This is a genomic window from Enterococcus sp. AZ141 (assembly GCF_051714385.1).
GTDB classification, from domain to species: Bacteria; Bacillota; Bacilli; order Lactobacillales; family Enterococcaceae; genus Enterococcus_D; species Enterococcus_D entomosocium.
In genome coordinates, this window is sequence record NZ_JBIORT010000001.1 from 1,447,968 (window position 1) to 1,464,407 (window position 16,440).

At 44.9% G+C, this 16,440-nt stretch carries 15 protein-coding genes; all 15 read left to right on the top strand.

The features are described 5' to 3' along the window. Positions 1-8: 8 nt before the first annotated feature. The 15 genes from IGI89_RS06810 to IGI89_RS06880 all read left to right on the top strand — a co-directional run bounded on the left by IGI89_RS06810 (position 9) and on the right by IGI89_RS06880 (position 16,394). Entirely contained in the window at positions 9-1,748 is a 1,740-nt protein-coding gene (locus IGI89_RS06810; protein WP_086332719.1) for an ABC transporter ATP-binding protein, read from the top strand. Continuing rightward, the gene (locus IGI89_RS06815) at positions 1,687-3,609 is read left to right on the top strand and encodes an ABC transporter ATP-binding protein (RefSeq protein WP_438735848.1); all 1,923 of its coding nucleotides are present in this window, start codon (positions 1,687-1,689) and stop codon (positions 3,607-3,609) included. Before IGI89_RS06810 ends, IGI89_RS06815 begins: the two co-directional genes overlap by 62 nt. Positions 3,610-3,810: 201 nt before the next feature. After that, positions 3,811-4,305: a methylated-DNA--[protein]-cysteine S-methyltransferase gene (locus IGI89_RS06820; protein WP_005233483.1), complete on the top strand. Its 495-nt coding sequence runs from the start codon at positions 3,811-3,813 to the stop codon at positions 4,303-4,305. A gap of 103 nt (positions 4,306-4,408) precedes the next feature. Further along, positions 4,409-5,914: a phosphoglucomutase gene (locus IGI89_RS06825; protein ID WP_005233485.1), complete on the top strand. Its 1,506-nt coding sequence runs from the start codon at positions 4,409-4,411 to the stop codon at positions 5,912-5,914. Positions 5,915-5,933: 19 nt separating this feature from the next. Further along, positions 5,934-6,137 carry a hypothetical protein gene (locus IGI89_RS06830; RefSeq protein ID WP_005227790.1) on the top strand — a complete coding sequence of 68 codons (204 nt, stop codon included), beginning with the start codon at positions 5,934-5,936 and terminating at the stop codon, positions 6,135-6,137. Between the two features lie 159 nt (positions 6,138-6,296). After that, on the top strand, positions 6,297-6,971 hold the full coding sequence (gene sapR, locus IGI89_RS06835; RefSeq protein ID WP_005227794.1) for a two-component system response regulator SapR: 675 nt from the start codon (positions 6,297-6,299) through the stop codon (positions 6,969-6,971). Next, entirely contained in the window at positions 6,968-8,005 is a 1,038-nt protein-coding gene (sapS, locus tag IGI89_RS06840) for a two-component system sensor histidine kinase SapS (protein WP_016621950.1), read from the top strand. The genes sapR and sapS overlap by 4 nt, the downstream gene beginning before the upstream one ends. A gap of 115 nt (positions 8,006-8,120) precedes the next feature. Continuing rightward, on the top strand, positions 8,121-8,987 hold the full coding sequence (locus IGI89_RS06845) for a GRP family sugar transporter (protein WP_008379298.1): 867 nt from the start codon (positions 8,121-8,123) through the stop codon (positions 8,985-8,987). 23 nt (positions 8,988-9,010) lie between these two features. Further along, positions 9,011-10,396 (top strand): APC family permease, encoded by a 1,386-nt coding sequence (locus IGI89_RS06850; protein ID WP_005233503.1) that lies wholly within the window; start codon positions 9,011-9,013, stop codon positions 10,394-10,396. Between the two features lie 272 nt (positions 10,397-10,668). Continuing rightward, positions 10,669-12,117 carry an ABC transporter permease gene (locus tag IGI89_RS06855; protein WP_016621948.1) on the top strand — a complete coding sequence of 483 codons (1,449 nt, stop codon included), beginning with the start codon at positions 10,669-10,671 and terminating at the stop codon, positions 12,115-12,117. Between the two features lie 12 nt (positions 12,118-12,129). Further along, a complete protein-coding gene (locus IGI89_RS06860) occupies positions 12,130-12,804 on the top strand; it encodes an ABC transporter ATP-binding protein (protein WP_008379303.1) in 675 nt (224 codons plus the stop codon). Next, positions 12,797-14,110, top strand: coding sequence for a PASTA domain-containing protein (locus IGI89_RS06865; RefSeq protein ID WP_438735467.1), 1,314 nt, complete (start codon positions 12,797-12,799; stop codon positions 14,108-14,110). The genes IGI89_RS06860 and IGI89_RS06865 overlap by 8 nt, the downstream gene beginning before the upstream one ends. A gap of 40 nt (positions 14,111-14,150) precedes the next feature. Next, positions 14,151-14,309 carry a hypothetical protein gene (locus IGI89_RS06870; protein WP_016621946.1) on the top strand — a complete coding sequence of 53 codons (159 nt, stop codon included), beginning with the start codon at positions 14,151-14,153 and terminating at the stop codon, positions 14,307-14,309. Between the two features lie 73 nt (positions 14,310-14,382). Continuing rightward, entirely contained in the window at positions 14,383-15,069 is a 687-nt protein-coding gene (locus IGI89_RS06875) for a response regulator transcription factor (protein WP_005233513.1), read from the top strand. Next, on the top strand, positions 15,063-16,394 hold the full coding sequence (locus IGI89_RS06880; RefSeq protein WP_016621945.1) for a sensor histidine kinase: 1,332 nt from the start codon (positions 15,063-15,065) through the stop codon (positions 16,392-16,394). Before IGI89_RS06875 ends, IGI89_RS06880 begins: the two co-directional genes overlap by 7 nt. The last annotated feature ends 46 nt before the right edge of the window (positions 16,395-16,440 follow it).

Sequence of the window (16,440 nt, forward strand, 5' to 3'; positions counted from 1 at the left end):
CGAAACAAATGATAAAAAAATTACTCGCGAATGTTGGCAGCTATAAGAAGGACAGCTTGCTGACCCCTGTGTATGTAGCAGGAGAGGTTGCCTTAGATGTCATTATGCCCCTGATCATGGCAATGATGATCGACCAAGGGATCGAAAAAGGAGACGCCGGTGTGATTCTAAGAGATGGCGGCTTGCTTTTTTTATGTTCCTTGATCGCGTTACTTTTAGGAACGCTTGGCGGACGAACGGCAGCGATCGCTTCGGCTGGTTTTGCCCGCAACCTGCGGCACAATCTATTTCGCCGAATCCAAGATTTTTCCTTTTCAAACATTGACCGCTTTTCTTCCTCCAGTTTGATCACCCGCTTGACCACTGACGTGACCAACGTCCAAAATGCTTATCAAATGATTATTCGTATTCTGGTCCGCAGTCCGTTAGTTCTGATTTTCTCACTTGCAATGGTTAGCACCATCAGCCCAGAGCTTATGACGATCTACTTAGTTGTTTTACCGATTTTAGCGATTGGCCTTGCTTTAGTGATTCGTTTTGCCCACCCGCTGTTTCTAAAAGTATTCCGCATTTATGACCGCTTGAATAATGTGGTGCAAGAGAATCTACAAGGGGTTCGCGTCGTGAAATCGTATGTCCGGGAAGAACAACAAGAAGAACTGTTTGGCGAAGTGTCCACCGATGTTTATCGGAATTTCACTCTTGCGCAACGAATCGTCTCTTTTAACATGCCATTGATGCAATTTGCAGTCTATACATGTATGTTGCTCTTGTCATGGTTTGGTGCCCAGTTGATCGTGGAACAAAGTAGCCTGACGACGGGTGAATTAGTCAGCATGTTCAACTACACGATGCAGATTTTGATGAGCTTGATGATGATGTCGATGGCTTTCGTGCAGATTTTGATCGCACGAACGTCGGCAGAACGGGTCGTGGAAGTATTAGATGAAGAAAGTGACTTGAAAAATCCCGCCGAGCCAATCAAAGAAATCAAAGACGGCTCCATCATTTTTGAAAATGTCGGCTTTAGTTACGCCAATGACAAAAACAAGTTGGCGCTGATTGATGCGAATCTACGCATCGAATCCGGTGAAGTCATTGGGATCATTGGTGGAACCGGGAGCGGGAAATCCACCCTCGTCCAGCTGATCCCCCGCTTATATGATGTGATTGAAGGGCGTGTCATCGTCGGCGGTCATGATGTTCGCGACTATGATTTAGAAGCATTGCGGGACCAAGTAAGTATGGTCTTGCAAAACAATGTACTCTTTAGCGGCACCATCAACGACAATTTACGTTGGGGCAATGAAGAGGCGTCGGATGAAGAGATCCAGCGCGTGGCGACGATCGCACAAGCCGATCCCTTCATTCAAGAGTTTCCTGATAAATATGAAACGCAGATCTCACAAGGAGGGAACAATGTTTCCGGTGGGCAAAAACAACGGTTGACGATTGCCCGTGCCTTATTAAAGAAACCGAAAATCTTGATTCTCGATGATTCTACTAGTGCCGTCGACACCAAAACCGATCGCAGTATCCGCGAAGGCTTGAAACGAGAAATTCCGGGAACGACGACGATCATTATTTCCCAACGGATCAATTCGATCGAAGACGCCGACCGGATCATCGTAATGGATGATGGCAAAATCAATGGCATCGGTACCCACGAAGAATTGTTGGCAAACAATGCCATCTATCAAGAAGTGTACCATTCGCAGCAGAAAGGATTTGGTGAAGGTGAAGAATAGACAAGCAGCAAATCCCAAGCGTACATTAAAACGTTTATTGCGAACGATGTTTGGCGACTACAAAGGACAACTCCTATTCGTCGTTGTTATGATCTTGTTAAGTGCTTTTGCCAACGTTCGTGGTTCGTTGTTTTTACAAGTCGTGATCGACGATCATATCACACCGCTTTTAGGGCAAGCCAATCCTGATTTTGGCGGCTTGTTTCGGGCGATCGTCCAAATGGCGATCATCTACCTGATTGGGATCTTGGCCGCACTGATCTATAACTTTATGATGGTCAAGATCAGTGAGGGCACGCAGAAAAAAATCCGTGACCAAATGTTTACACATATGCAGTCTCTACCAGTCGGCTACTTTGATGCCCGCTCAGATGGCGACATCATGAGTCACTTTACCAACGATACGGATACGTTGCGTCAAATGATCTCCCAAAGTATTCCAAACTTGATGATGGCGACGGTAACCTTTTGTTCTGTCTTTATCGCCATGTTCTCCATCAGTGTTCCATTGACTCTGTTCGTGATGCTGTCGGTTATTTTGATGCTGAATGTGATCCGCATCATTTCTCGCCGCAGCGGCCGCTTCTTTGGCGCACAGCAACGAGATTTAGGCGCTGTCAACGGGTATATCGAAGAAATGATGCACGGACAAAAAGTCGTCAAAATCTTCAATCATGAAAAAATCGTCATGGAAGAATTTGATGCCTTAAATGATCAACTGCAAGAAAGTGCCACTAAAGCCAATGTCAATGCCAATACCTTGATGCCGATCATGATGAACTTACTAAATGTCCAATATGTCTTGATCGCCATCATTGGTGGCCTGTTTGCCATCAATGGTGTTTCTGGACTGACGGTCGGGATGATCGCTTCTTTCTTGCAACTGAGCCGTTCATTGAATGGCCCTATCAGCCAAGTATCACAACAAATCAACTTTGTGATCATGGCATTAGCCGGTGCTGAGCGAATTTTCAACCTATTAGATGAAACGTCAGAAATCGATCATGGCTACGTCACACTGGTCAATGCCAAATGGTCGCAAGGTCAACTAGTTGAAACCAAAGAACGAACAGGCACGTGGGCGTGGAAACATCCCCACGAGGATGGAACCATTACCTATACGGAAGTGACGGGAGACGTGCGGTTTGAAGATGTTGATTTCGGCTATGTCGATAATCAACTGGTCTTACATGAGATCAATCTGTATGCAGAGCCTGGGCAAAAAGTTGCCTTTGTTGGTGCAACAGGTGCTGGTAAGACAACGATTACCAATCTGATCAATCGGTTCTACAACATCCAAGACGGGAAGATTCGCTATGATGGTATCAATATTGAAAAAATCCATCTGGAATCCCTCCGTCGCTCATTAGGAATCGTTTTGCAAGACACCCATTTGTTTACTGGAACGATTCGCGAGAATATTCGCTTCGGAAAACTGGATGCTAGTGATGAAGAAGTGCTGGCAGCAGCGAAACTAGCCAATGCCGACATGTTTATCAACCATTTGCCAGAAAAATACGACACCGTGATCACGGGCGATGGCGAAGGGCTTTCCCAAGGTCAACGGCAGCTGTTGGCAATTGCTCGCGCAGCGATCGCTGATCCGCCAGTGATGATCTTAGACGAAGCCACCTCAAGCATCGATACCCGTACAGAGCGTATCGTCCAATCAGGGATGGATCGTTTGATGTCTGGACGGACCGTGTTTGTGATCGCCCATCGATTGTCTACAATCCAAAACTCCGATGCCATCATGGTGATGGATCATGGCCGTATCATTGAGCGGGGGACCCATGAAACGCTGTTGGCAGAAAAAGGCACCTATTATCAGCTATATACTGGGAAAATCGAATTGGATTGATTCTGCCATTGCTACGGCTTGAAGCTGCAGCGACTGGCGATCTGCCTATTTTCCCCTTGTTTGCAACGACCGATTGGCAGTAAGCCAGTCGGTTTTTTTGCGCAGCTCGAAAAAATGGTATACTGTCACTGAGACAGCCGTAGAACGGCGGCAGCACGTAAGCAGTTGTGCTGCGGAAAATGGATTCCACGAGGTGAAAATATGAAACTAGCATTGGCAAAGATCGTTTTAGACGAAGAATGGTATGAGGTGGTCCAATCGGAAAAAGGGCTAGTGTATTTTGGTCGGCAGCAGGATCATCATGAATTACTCAAATTCTTTCCATTGGCTGAAATCAGTAGTATAGCTGACCTTGATCCAGTAATTGAAACGCAGCTGCAAGCTTATTTTGCAGGGGAACCAGTGACGTTTACTTTTGCGTTTGATTTTGTAGGGACACCGTTTCAACAAACCGTTTGGCAAGCACTGACCCAAATTCCTTATGGTGAAACCACTACGTACAGTGACTTGGCGCTGCGCATTCAACGTCCGACCGCTGTCCGAGCTGTCGCCAACGCAGTGGGGCGTAACCCAATGATGATCGTGGTTCCTTGTCATCGGGTGTTAGGAAAAAACGGCCGCTTGACGGGGTATCGGGGCGGGTTAGCAACCAAACGCCGACTACTGCAACTGGAAGGGATTCCGTTTAAAGAATAAGGAAAGCAAACTATTTATAGTAAAAAATACTAAAAAGCAATTTCATTTCCTTTTTTCTCTGGTATAATAAAATTGATTCCGGTTACAAGAAGGGGTGGAGGAAATGAACATCGTTGATTTGCAAAATGGTTCTGATATTCGAGGGATTGCGATCGCAACAGAAAAAGAACAGGTGACGCTGACGGAGCAAGCGGTTCGGCAAGTTGCTTCGGGCTTGCGCAACTGGTTGGAAACAAAGGGCAGCGGACCTTTTCGCGTGGCAGTCGGTCGTGACAGTCGCTTGAGTGGCGAAGCACTGCAAGAAGTGTTGATGGCACAGCTGCAGCAAGAAGGCGTGGCAGTGATCGATTGTGGCTTGGCAACGACACCAGCCATGTTTATGAGCACACAGTTTGCGGATTTCGACTGTGATGCTGGTGTGATGCTGACAGCTAGTCATTTGCCTTATTACTTTAATGGAATAAAAATTTTCAGCCGCCAAGGCGGTGCCGAAAAAATGGATATCCACTATATTTTGACCCACACTACCGTTCATGAGGCAGCGGAAAAAGGAAGCTATCAGCAAAAAGACCTGCTGACGCCCTATGCCCAAGATCTACTGCAAAAAATTCGCCAAGGGATGGGAACCAATGAGGAAAAACCTTTGGCTGGATTAAAGATCATTGTTGATGCAGGCAATGGTGCCGGCGGCTTTTTTGCTGAAAAAGTGTTGCTGCCGCTAGGGGCAGATACGAATGGCTCGCAATTTTTAGAACCGGATGGGCATTTTCCCAATCATATCCCTAATCCAGACAATAAAGAGGCGATGGCAAGTATTCGTGAAGCCGTCTTACGAGAACAAGCCGATCTAGGCATTATTTTCGATACCGATGTCGACCGCTCGGCTGTCGTGACCAAAAGCGGTGAGCCCTTGAACCGCAACAATATGATTGCTGTATTAAGCAAGATCATCTTAGCGGAACACCCAGGCACGCGCATCGTCACCAATTCGCCAACCTCCAATCATTTAAAAACTTTTATCGAAGCACTGGGAGGACAGCAAGTACGCTATATTTCTGGCTACCGCAATGTGATCAACAAAGCGATTGAATTGAATGAAGCAGGACTGGACACACAGTTAGCCATCGAAACCAGCGGGCATGCCGCGTTTAAAGAAAATTTCTTTTTAGATGACGGGGCGTACGTGATCGCCAAGCTCTTGATGATGCTGCCACAATTGCAACAGCAAGGCACGACACTGGATGAGCTGATCGCGGCGTTGCAACAACCCGCCGAGACCCAAGAATTGCGCTTTGCGATCCAAAAAGCCGACTATCAAGACTATGGTCGCCAAGTGATCGCGGATTTAGCCGATCATTTGCTGCCAGGCTGGCAGATCGATCCAGAAAATGAGGAAGGCATTCGCATCAACTTGACAGCGCCCTATGGCCAAGGCTGGTTCTTGCTGCGAATGAGCTTGCACGAACCACTGCTGGTGCTGCAGATCGAAAATGATGAAGCGGGTCATCTACCGGCAGTCGTTCAAGCAATCGGTCGCTTCCTATCGCAGTATGAAGCCATCGATCAAAGCAAACTGACACAGTTTTTAGCACAGCAACCAAAAATTTGAAGAAAAGCAGGGAACTAAAATGGTGATCTTGATGCTGCTGATCATGGCAGTGACGTATGGTGTGAATTTTTTCTTGTTTCGTTATTTGAACAAACGACCAAAAATCGATGTCGTTGAACGGTTATCAATGCTATTAGGTGTCAACATGAGTGTGCTTTTTTTCGATGGGATTTTATTGTTTATCGGAAAACTACTAATTGAGACTGTTGAGATCATCGAGTAACCTAGTCGTCCGTTTTTTGTTTGCCTCTTCACTGATTCCTCAGGACAGTGAAGAGGTTTTTTAGGGTTTGCTAAAAACGGCGATTAATGTTCGCATTCGTTTTTGATATTTGATAAAGTAAAGAGGAGAAAATTACGCAAAGTGAGGGAATTCACGGATATGGCAAAAATAATGGTAGTAGAAGATGAAGCGGTGATTCGCCAACTGATTATCGAAGAACTAGAAAAATGGCAGTTTGAGACCTTTGGCACGACGGATTTCCATCAAGTGTTGACTGACTTTGAAGAACAAGAGCCCCAACTGATTTTACTGGATATTAATTTGCCGGTTTTTGATGGCTACTATTGGTGTCAAAAAATCCGCGAAGCTTCCAAAGTACCAATCATTTTTATTTCCAGTCGCAATACCAATATGGATATGATCATGGCCATGAATATGGGGGCGGACGATTTTGTGACAAAACCTTTTGAGATCGACGTTCTGATTGCAAAAATCAATGCCTTATTGCGCCGTTCCTACAACTATGTAGAAAGCAGCAGCGAGACGTTAGTGCATAACGGTTTGACCCTCAATATCGACAACAGCAGCATGTATATCAATGGCGAAAGCATCGATCTTAGCAAAAACGAATACCGCCTGCTGTATATTTTGATGAAAAATCACGGCAAGATTTTAAGTCGTGAAAAACTCTTGCGGGCCTTATGGGATGACGAGCGTTTTGTAGATGACAATACCTTGACGGTCAATATCAATCGTTTGCGACGAAAAATCGAACAAGCGGGGATGAATGGCTACATTGAAACCAAGGTTGGTCAAGGGTATATCGTACCATGACAAAGTGGCGGGTTTTGCGCAGTTTTTTGAAAGATCGTTGGCTGCTGTTTATTGGCTGGCTGGTCTTTTTCGTGTTGACGGTCTTAGTTTTTTGGCTGACTCCTCATTCCCCGATGGATTGGGGTACAGTCGGCTATCTCTTTTTGATGCAAAGTGTCTTGATGGTGTTCTTTTTGGCAATCAGCTACTTATCTAAGCGGCGTTTTTGGCAAAAAATCACCCCCAAGCCCGGAGACAGCTTGCTGCAAAACTACTTGCAAGGAGCACGCTCGGCGGAAGAAGAACGGATCGAATCTTACATCAATCAGTTGATCCGAGAGCACCAAGAATTGATGCAGCAAGTCGTCAGCAATCAAGAAGAACAAAAGGAATACATCGATTCGTGGGTCCATGAAATCAAAGTACCTTTAGCCGCATCACGATTGCTTTTGCATTCGATCGAATTTGATATTCCAGATGAAAAATTCATCTTACTAGAAAATGAATTGAACCGCATGAACGAATACGTCGAGCAAGTCTTGTACGTCGCCCGTTTGGACAGCTTTTCAAAAGATTATCTGGTCCAAGAAATTTCATTGAAAGCCGTCATCCAGCCGGTTTTACGCAGTCAGGCAAATTATTTTATCCAAAAGAACCTGCACTATGCCGTTGAAGGTGAGGATCAGCAAGTGTTGACCGATGAAAAATGGCTCGGCTTTATCTTTCGACAATTGGTCAGCAATGCCGTTAAGTACACACCACAAAATGGGCAGCTGACAATTCGGATCGAAAAAGATGCCCAAGGAACCTATCTCCACTTGCAAGATAGTGGGATCGGCATTCCTAAAGAAGACATGCGTCGCATCTTTGATAAAGGCTTTACGGGCGAAAATGGGCGCCAAACGGACACCCACTCGACGGGATTAGGGCTCTTTTTAGCGAAAAGTTTAGCGAAGGAATTAGGCATCGAGCTAACGGCTTCGTCGACAGTTGGAAAAGGAACCACCATGACGCTGTTCTTTCCCTTGTTGAGTTATTATGAGGAAAAACGCTAATCTGCTTTTTTTCGAGTATCTTTTTGTGTTTTTTGACAAAAATCACTTGTCCCTAGAACGTTTTCACTGATACACTAAAGCCTGTGTTTAAAATTGAATGGTAAGGATGAATGAAATGGAGATACTCGTTGCATTAGTACCAATGTTTGCGTGGGGCAGCATTGGTTTAGTAAGTGCCAAACTTGGCGGGGATGCGAACCAGCAAACGCTAGGAATGACGATTGGTGCCTTTTTCTTTTCTCTGGTCGTATATTTTGTGACGATGCCAGTGATTGATGGAAAGGTGATTTTGATCGGTCTTTTGTCTGGTCTCTTTTGGTCCGTCGGTCAAAACGGTCAATTCCATGGCATGAAATATTTAGGTGTGTCTGTTGGACTGCCGCTTTCAACCGGCATGCAGCTGATTTTAAATACGGTCGCCGGTGCATTGTTTTTTGCGGAATGGACCCAGACCCGCGATTATGCATTAGGTGTTAGCGCGTTGATCTTATTGGTGATCGGGGCTTATCTGACCGCTCGCCAAGATGGTGAAAGTCCGGTAGAAGCCGGCAGCAAGATGCTTGATTTTCCTAAAGGATTTCGGGCATTGATCTCATCCACTATTGGGTACGGCGCCTATACGATTTTGATTACTTGGGCAGGATTGGACCCATTGGCGATCATTTTGCCACAAAGTGTCGGGATGCTGATCGGTGCCAGCCTATTTGCTTTAAGAAAGACGAAGGTCGACCGTTTTGTAGGGAAAAATACCTTGTCAGGATTGTTATGGGGCATCGGCAATGTCTGCATGCTGATCACGGTTCAGCAAGTCGGACTAGCGGTGGGCTTCTCATTGTCGCAGATGGGAATCATCATTTCAACGCTAGGCGGGATTTTTATTCTCGGCGAAAAGAAAACCAAAAAAGAACTGCGGTATGTGGTGATTGGTTGTCTGCTGGTGATTATCGGCGGTGTTTTGCTGGGGTATATGAAAGCAACATAAACGTATATTTTTGAGGAGGAGTTATGGATTTATTTCGAAAAAAAGTCATACAACGGGAAAGTGTGACGAATTTAAAAAAAGAGTTGAAGTTAAAAGATTTGATTATGTTGGGGATCGGCGCCATTATCGGCACAGGTATCTTTGTTGTTACAGGGACTGCTTCTGCTGAGTATGCCGGACCGGCATTGATTCTTTCCTTTGTTGTAGCTGGTATCGTTGTTGTGTTATCAGGGCTTTCTTTTGCGGAATTTGCTTCTCGGATCCCCGTTTTAGGGGGCGCCTATTCGTATCTGTATGTCGTTTTTGGTGAATTTACCGCGTGGCTGGCAGGCTGGTTTTTGATTTGCGAGTTCTTATTGGCCGTTTCTTCGGTGGCATCTGGCTGGTCAGGCTATGTGCAAGGCTTTTTGGCCAGTGCGGATATCCATTTACCAACTGCGTTGACGGGCGGTTATGACCCAAGCAAGGGGACCTACATTGATTTGATCGCTGGTTTAGTCATTATTTTTGTAACCTTGTGGGTCAGCCAAGAAGCGAAAAAAGCGTTACGTTTGAACAATGCCATGGTATGGGTCAAATTCGGCGTGATCCTCTTGTTTATCGTCTTTGGTGCCTTTTTCGTGGAACCAGACAACTGGCAGCCCTTTATGCCCTTTGGTTTTTCAGGCGTTTTTAATGGTGCAGCGTTAGTTTTCTTTGCTTTTCTTGGCTTTGATGCCGTCGCAATGGCGGCGGAAGAAGTCGAAGATGCCAAGAAAAATGTCCCTCGAGGAATCATTGGTTCCATTGCGATCGCAACTGTCCTTTATATCATTGTCACACTGATCATGACGGGAATCGTTCCGTTTGCTGAATTAGGAGTCAATGATCCGGTAGCTTTTGCGATGCGTTATGTCGGTCATGGGGTTGTCGGATCAATCATTTCTGTGGGTGCGATCTTGACCTTATTAACAGTGACGATCGCTATGATGTACTCCTTGGCGCGTCTGTTATATGCCATCAGTAAAGATGGGTTATTGCCAAAAGCGATGCAAGCCATTGATCCAAAGCATCAAACACCAAAGAAAGCGACCTACATCGCGGGTGTTTTTGCTTTCTTCTTTGCGGCAGCTTTCCCATTGAATATCTTGGCAGAATTGACCAACATTGCGGCATTGTCGTATATGATCTTAATGTCCTTAGGAATCATCAAGCTGCGGAAGATGATGGGCCCACCTGCTAAAGGCGAATTCAAAGTACCACTGGTACCGTTATTGCCTTTGTTGTCCGTTGCCAGCTGTCTCTTCTTGATGACCCGTCTACAAACGGCGACCTGGATCGTTTTTGGGATCTCCTTAGTGATCGGAATCGCGATCTATTTTGTATATGGCTATCGTAACAGCGAATTAAATGAGAAAATTGACGAATAGGATTGTGAAAAGGCAAAGACCCGGATGCGGTTTTTGTCTTTTTTTATGTAAATATAGCCGAGCTTCCTATAAGCAGCGTTTTAGGAGGCTTTTTTTGTTATTCAAATAGTGGTCATTTCTGGTGCTGATCATTGCAATGACAGTCTTTCTTGATCAAAAGTCCTCTATGAATCTGCTTTTTTGAGAAATTTTCCAAATGACAGATTCGCTAAAGGTTCATCCAGTATGCTTTTGTTAGAGAAAAAAAGAGAGGATGTTGGCAATTGAATTATATGAAACGGGCATGGCTGAGTGTGACGAGAAAGCGAGGAAAATCTGCAATATTGTTTGCTGTTATTCTAATTTTAGGAAATGTGATCGCTGGCGCAATTGCGGTCAATCAGTCGACTCAAAATGTCGAAAAGCAGATCAAAAACCAATTAGGTTCCCTCGCAACGATCGATATCGACTATGAATCCTTGATGGCAAATAGTGAGGGCGGCGCAAGTATGGAGGAGATTCAGCCGCTGCCGGAGGAGCTGATCAAACAAATTGGCGAGCGCTCGGAAGTCAAACAGTATGACTATTTGCGAGAAGCATCGATTGCTGTTGAAAACTTCAAACCTTATCGTTTTAGTCGTCAAGAAGATGATGACAATGTCATGATCGTTGGGGGCATGCTTTCCTTGATCCATTTGGCAGGAACCAATCTCTTAAAGCCGCTAGACTTTGAAGAAGGTACGGTGAATTTAACACAGGGACGCTTCTTCACTGAAGAGGAACAGCGTACCGGAAAACGTGTGGGGTTGATTTCTGAAGAGTTGGCTCAGGAAAACGGCTTAGCCGTCGGTGACACCATGGTCTTAGATGGACAGTTTATCGACTATTCGTCTGGTGAAGAGACAGAGAAACAAAAAGGCAATGATTACCCAATTGAAATCGTCGGGATCTTTAAAAACACAAATTTAGAAAAAGCGAATGAAAAAAATGATAATTCGAGTTCGTCCTTTTTTGATGATAGTCCCTTCAATCGTATCTATATGCCAAATGATGCTGTGAAAACGATTGTTGAAGAGGAACGTGCGGGGCAACAAGCGGCATTTCCAGCGACAGATCCTGGTTCTGATAAGGATTTCTTTACCCCGCAATTTATTTTGAATCAACCAGAAGATGCAGAACAATTCAAACAAGAGGTGACACCACTCTTGCCAAATGGCTATAAGGTCAATGCTTCTACGGATGAGTATGACCGTGTGGGAACCAGTATGAATCGCTTATCACAAATTTCCTCGTATGTCGTAGTGATTGCGGTGATTGCTTCCTTGATTATTATCTCCTTGATCATTGTCTTGTTTACCCGAGATCGTAAATATGAGTTAGGTATCTACCTTTCGTTAGGGGAACGCCGGAAATACGTGTTTGCACAGATTGTGATCGAACTCCTGTTGATTGGTGTCAGTGCAATGCTGATCTCCTTGGTTACAGGGAATATGCTGGGCAAGATGGTTTCTGAATCTTTGTTAACCAGCAGTATGCTAGAGGCAAACCAGACAGGGATGGAACAATTCTTTGTGGGTGCACCGAAAATCGACCAAGCGACGATCAACGAGGCGTTTCGCGTTCAATATACCTTATCTTATGTGATCGCCTTTTTAGCGACTGGGATCGTGACGATCTTGCTTTCGGCAGTGGTGCCGCTGTTGTATATTTTACGGTTGAATCCGAAAAAAATCATGCTGTAAGGAGCGATGAACATGGCAATTTTAGAAACAAAAGACATGACGTATTACTACCAAGATGGCGAGAATCGCCGGAAAATTTTAGATAAAACCAATATCTCCTTTGAAAAAGGCAAATTTTACACGATCTTAGGAAAATCAGGCTCAGGAAAGACCACTTTTCTTTCCTTGATCAGTGCATTGGATCAGCCAACCGATGGGGAAGTGTTTTTTGAAGAAAAAAATATCAAAACGATCGGTTATGAAGAATATCGCCGCAACAAAATCAGTTTGATTTTTCAAAGTTACAACTTGATCCCTTATTTGACGGCTTTAGAAAACGTCCTTGTTTCGATGGCGATTTCAGACAACAAACTCCCGGATCAGCATGATCAAATTGCGTATCGTTTGCTGGACTATATCGGCATCAATTCCACGAAAGCCGATCGTTTCGTCAATCAGCTTTCCGGTGGGGAACAGCAGCGGGTCGCCATCGCTCGTGCTTTAGCGACCAACGTTGATATCATTTTAGCCGATGAACCTACCGGGAATTTGGATGAAGGCATGGAACAAGAAATCGTGGATATTTTTAAAGAACTAGCGGCGATCCACAACAAGTGCATCATCGTAGTGACCCATTCGACCGAGATCGCCAAGCAGTCAGATCAGACTTTTTACTTAAAAAAAGGTGCGTTGACGGCCTATGAGTGATTTTTTATCGAAGTTTGAAGAAGAACCGAAACAGCCAGACAAGGGATCAGCAGCAGCCGAAGTACCTTCTTCCCGTGCTTCCCGCAAAGAAAAAGGTTCAGCTTCTTTAGAAGAGGGGATCGAACATGATCCCTCCTTCAAAAAGAAGCGGCGAAAAAAACGACTGCTAGGGTTAGCTGCCTTGCTTGGACTCTTTATACTCAGCGGCTTTTTATTTTTCCAATTGGCGTATGTCCGGTTGGATAACTTTGTGGACAAAGAGATCTCAGAGGTCAGAGAATGGGCAGCGGAACATGATCTTGCGGTTGATGTCACACCAGCCTATGATGAAGCCCCAGCCAATCAAGTGATCGCCCAAGCAGAAGCCGCCAGAAGTCGAGTCAGAAAAAGAAGCACCCTGCATCTAACCGTGAGCCAAGGACCTGATCCAGAAGAGAAATTGGCATTGCCAGACTTTATGGAAATGACGAGGGACGAGGCAGCAGAGTGGATCGAAAAAAATCAAGCAAGCAATTTGACGATCGTCGATGAATACCACGATGAGATCGAGGAAAAAGCACCGATTCGAGTAGAATTTACCAATAAAGAAGTCTCACGAGAGAACTATCATCGTCGAGATGTCGGACGAGTCTTTTATTCCAAAGGCGAAGAAACCTTTGAAAAAGATATTGAAGTACCAGACTTTAGTGATAAAACCCGTGCAGAGGTAGAAACATGGGGGAAAGCCCATGAGCTGGAGCTTGAAGTCAAAGAACAGGCTTCGGATACTGTGGAAGAAGGCAAGGTCATTGAACAAAGCGTGGCACCAAAAGAAAAAATCGCGAAACGGGATGCGTTTCAAGTAACGATTTCCCTAGGGAAAGGGGTCACCGTACCAGACTTTTCACCGATTTTACCAGATGATGCCCAGGCCGCTGTTGAGGGTGTCACTGTGCGGATGCGGATGCAGTTTACTCAGAGTCTGCCCTATGGACAATTGATCTCGCAAAGTGAGACCGCCGGGACCGTCTTAACCAGCAAAGATGACCAAGGCATTGAAGTCGTCTATTCGGCAGGTCAACCTTATATCAAAGATTACCGTCGAAGCGAGATCCTTGAAGGGGATCTGCAAAAACTCTTCTTTGATGAATTCCGTTCAAAAGGGGCGAACATCAGCTATCAAGTCCGTTATGTCAATTCAGCAGAACCCTACGGGACAATCGTGGGGATGAGCAAGTTCAATCAGTTTTTACCGTTAGAAGATACGATTACCTTCGATATCAGCTTAGGCAATCAGACAGCCCCAGCGGCATCTGATTCTGAATAGTCGCTTTCTTTTTTAGTCAACCTGCAAAAGGAGGAAACCCATGCGTCATCAAGAGAATTTTCAAGACCTTAGGAAAAAGCTGTTTGTGTTTTTACTAAGCGGTATGGTAGCATTGTTGCTACACATGTGGATTCATCAAACAAGTGTACACATGCGGATCGTTTCAACAGAACCTTTTATTGGAGAACAATTGGAATGAGTCTATAGGAATGATTGTGCTTACTGAAAAGTGATTGAAAAAGAAATGATGAGTGTAAAAGGGGGACTGACCGATGCGGATCTTATTCGTAGAAGATGAGCCATCGATCGCAGAAGCGGTTGCCAGCTTATTGAAGAAACAACATTATTCCGTTGATTTGGCGTATGATGGCGAAACCGGATTAGATTATGCAGCGAGTGGTGTATATGACATTCTCGTTTTGGATATCATGCTGCCAAAAATCGATGGGATCACATTGCTAAAGACGTTACGCAAGCAAAATATTCGCACGCCGATCATTATGTTGACGGCCAAAAGCGAAGTCGATGACAAAGTACTCGGCTTGGATGCAGGGGCAGATGATTACTTGACGAAACCCTTTCAAATGAAAGAGTTGCTGGCACGGATTCGTTCGCTAGGCAGAAGAAAAGATTTGGATTATCAAGAAGACCAGTTAGCCTTTGGCAACGTGGGCTTAGATCGTAATGAGCTGCAGTTAGCCACGCCTAGCAATCAAGTGGTGCTGTCACCCAAAGAAATGAAACTGATGGAGCTATTTTTAGCCAGACCTAAAGTGATTTTATCAAAAGAAACCATCATCAATAAAATTTGGGGCTTTGATCCCGATGTGGAAGAAAACCGCGTTGAAATCTATGTGTCTTTGCTGCGGAAAAAACTGACGCTGCTTGAAGCGGATATCGGCATTCGCACGATCCGCAATGCGGGGTATATTTTGCAGAGCAAGGAGCCGCCATGTTAAAAAAATTGCGAAATAAAATGCTGTGGTTCAATATGGCGTTGATCTCAATCATTGTCTTAGGTGCCTTTACCTTTATCTATATTTTGAATGCCACCCAAATTGAAAACGAGATCCAATCATTGATCTCGCAAGAAGCAAACACCCTAGCTGCGGTACCTTTGGATGAGGAGGAAGTGCGGCAATCACTGACAGAGCCTGAGTATCCAATGATGTTGACCATCACGAATAGTACCAGTGAGCTCAGAGAGATCGCTCTACTTGACATTAGCCAAATGGATGTCGTGATTCAAAGTATTGATGAGAGCGTCGATCAAAACGAGCTTTATGAAGCCTTGGTCGATGCAGCGGCGAAACAAGGGGAGATTCCTAACGAAGTGAAGGTGAATGGTCGAAATTGGCGGTATGCGCTCTTTTTAGTGACTTCTTTCAATCAATACTCAATCGATTACGATGCAATAGGGGAATATTCCACCAGTATCAATAATTACGAGCCATTTTATCAAGTGCTGTTCTTTGACGTCACCGACTACAAAACCAGTCTAAGCAACTTAAGAAACACGCTTTTGCTCATCGGCGTTTTAGCTTTAGCCAGTATTTATATCGCTAGTTTTTATGTGGCCAATCGAGCCTTGCGACCGGTGGAACTGGCTTGGCGCAAACAAAAAGAGTTTGTTTCTAACGCTTCCCATGAGTTGAAAACACCACTGGCGATCATTCAAGTCAATGCTGAGGTATTAGCTGGCAGTCCAGAAGAAACCTTGGAAAGCCAAATGAAATGGCTGGAAAACATTCAGTTAGGTTCCGAACGGATGGATGAGCTAGTAAATAGCTTATTGCTGTTGACCAAATTTGAAAGTGCCGAGCAAGAAATGGTGCGTTCGGTGATCGATGCCAGTCAAGTCGTGCAAAGTGTTTATCAAAGCATGGAGGCGATTGCGCTGGAAAAAGGGATCCACTATCAGGAACAGATCGCTAAACAGGTGCGCCTTGAAAGCAATGAGCAAGCCTTGCGGCAATTGACCATGATATTGGTAGACAATGCCTTGAAATACACGCCCGCTGGAGAAACAGTCACAGTGGCCCTAATCGAACGGCAACGAAAGACAGTGCTGCAAGTCTCCAACGGTGGTTGTCCGATCCCCGAAGAAAAAATTCCCTATGTCTTTGACCGCTTCTACCGCGGGGATCCTTCTCGCAATCATCAAGAAGGCGGCTATGGGTTAGGTTTAGCCATCGCCAAAGCCATCACAGAAATGCTGCAGGCGCAAATCAGTTTGACGGTGGATCAAGACGGCGTCAATCATTTTGAAGTTTCATTTCATTGAGATTGGATCGCTGCCTTCACTTAAATAAAATTTTTCAAAAAAAGAG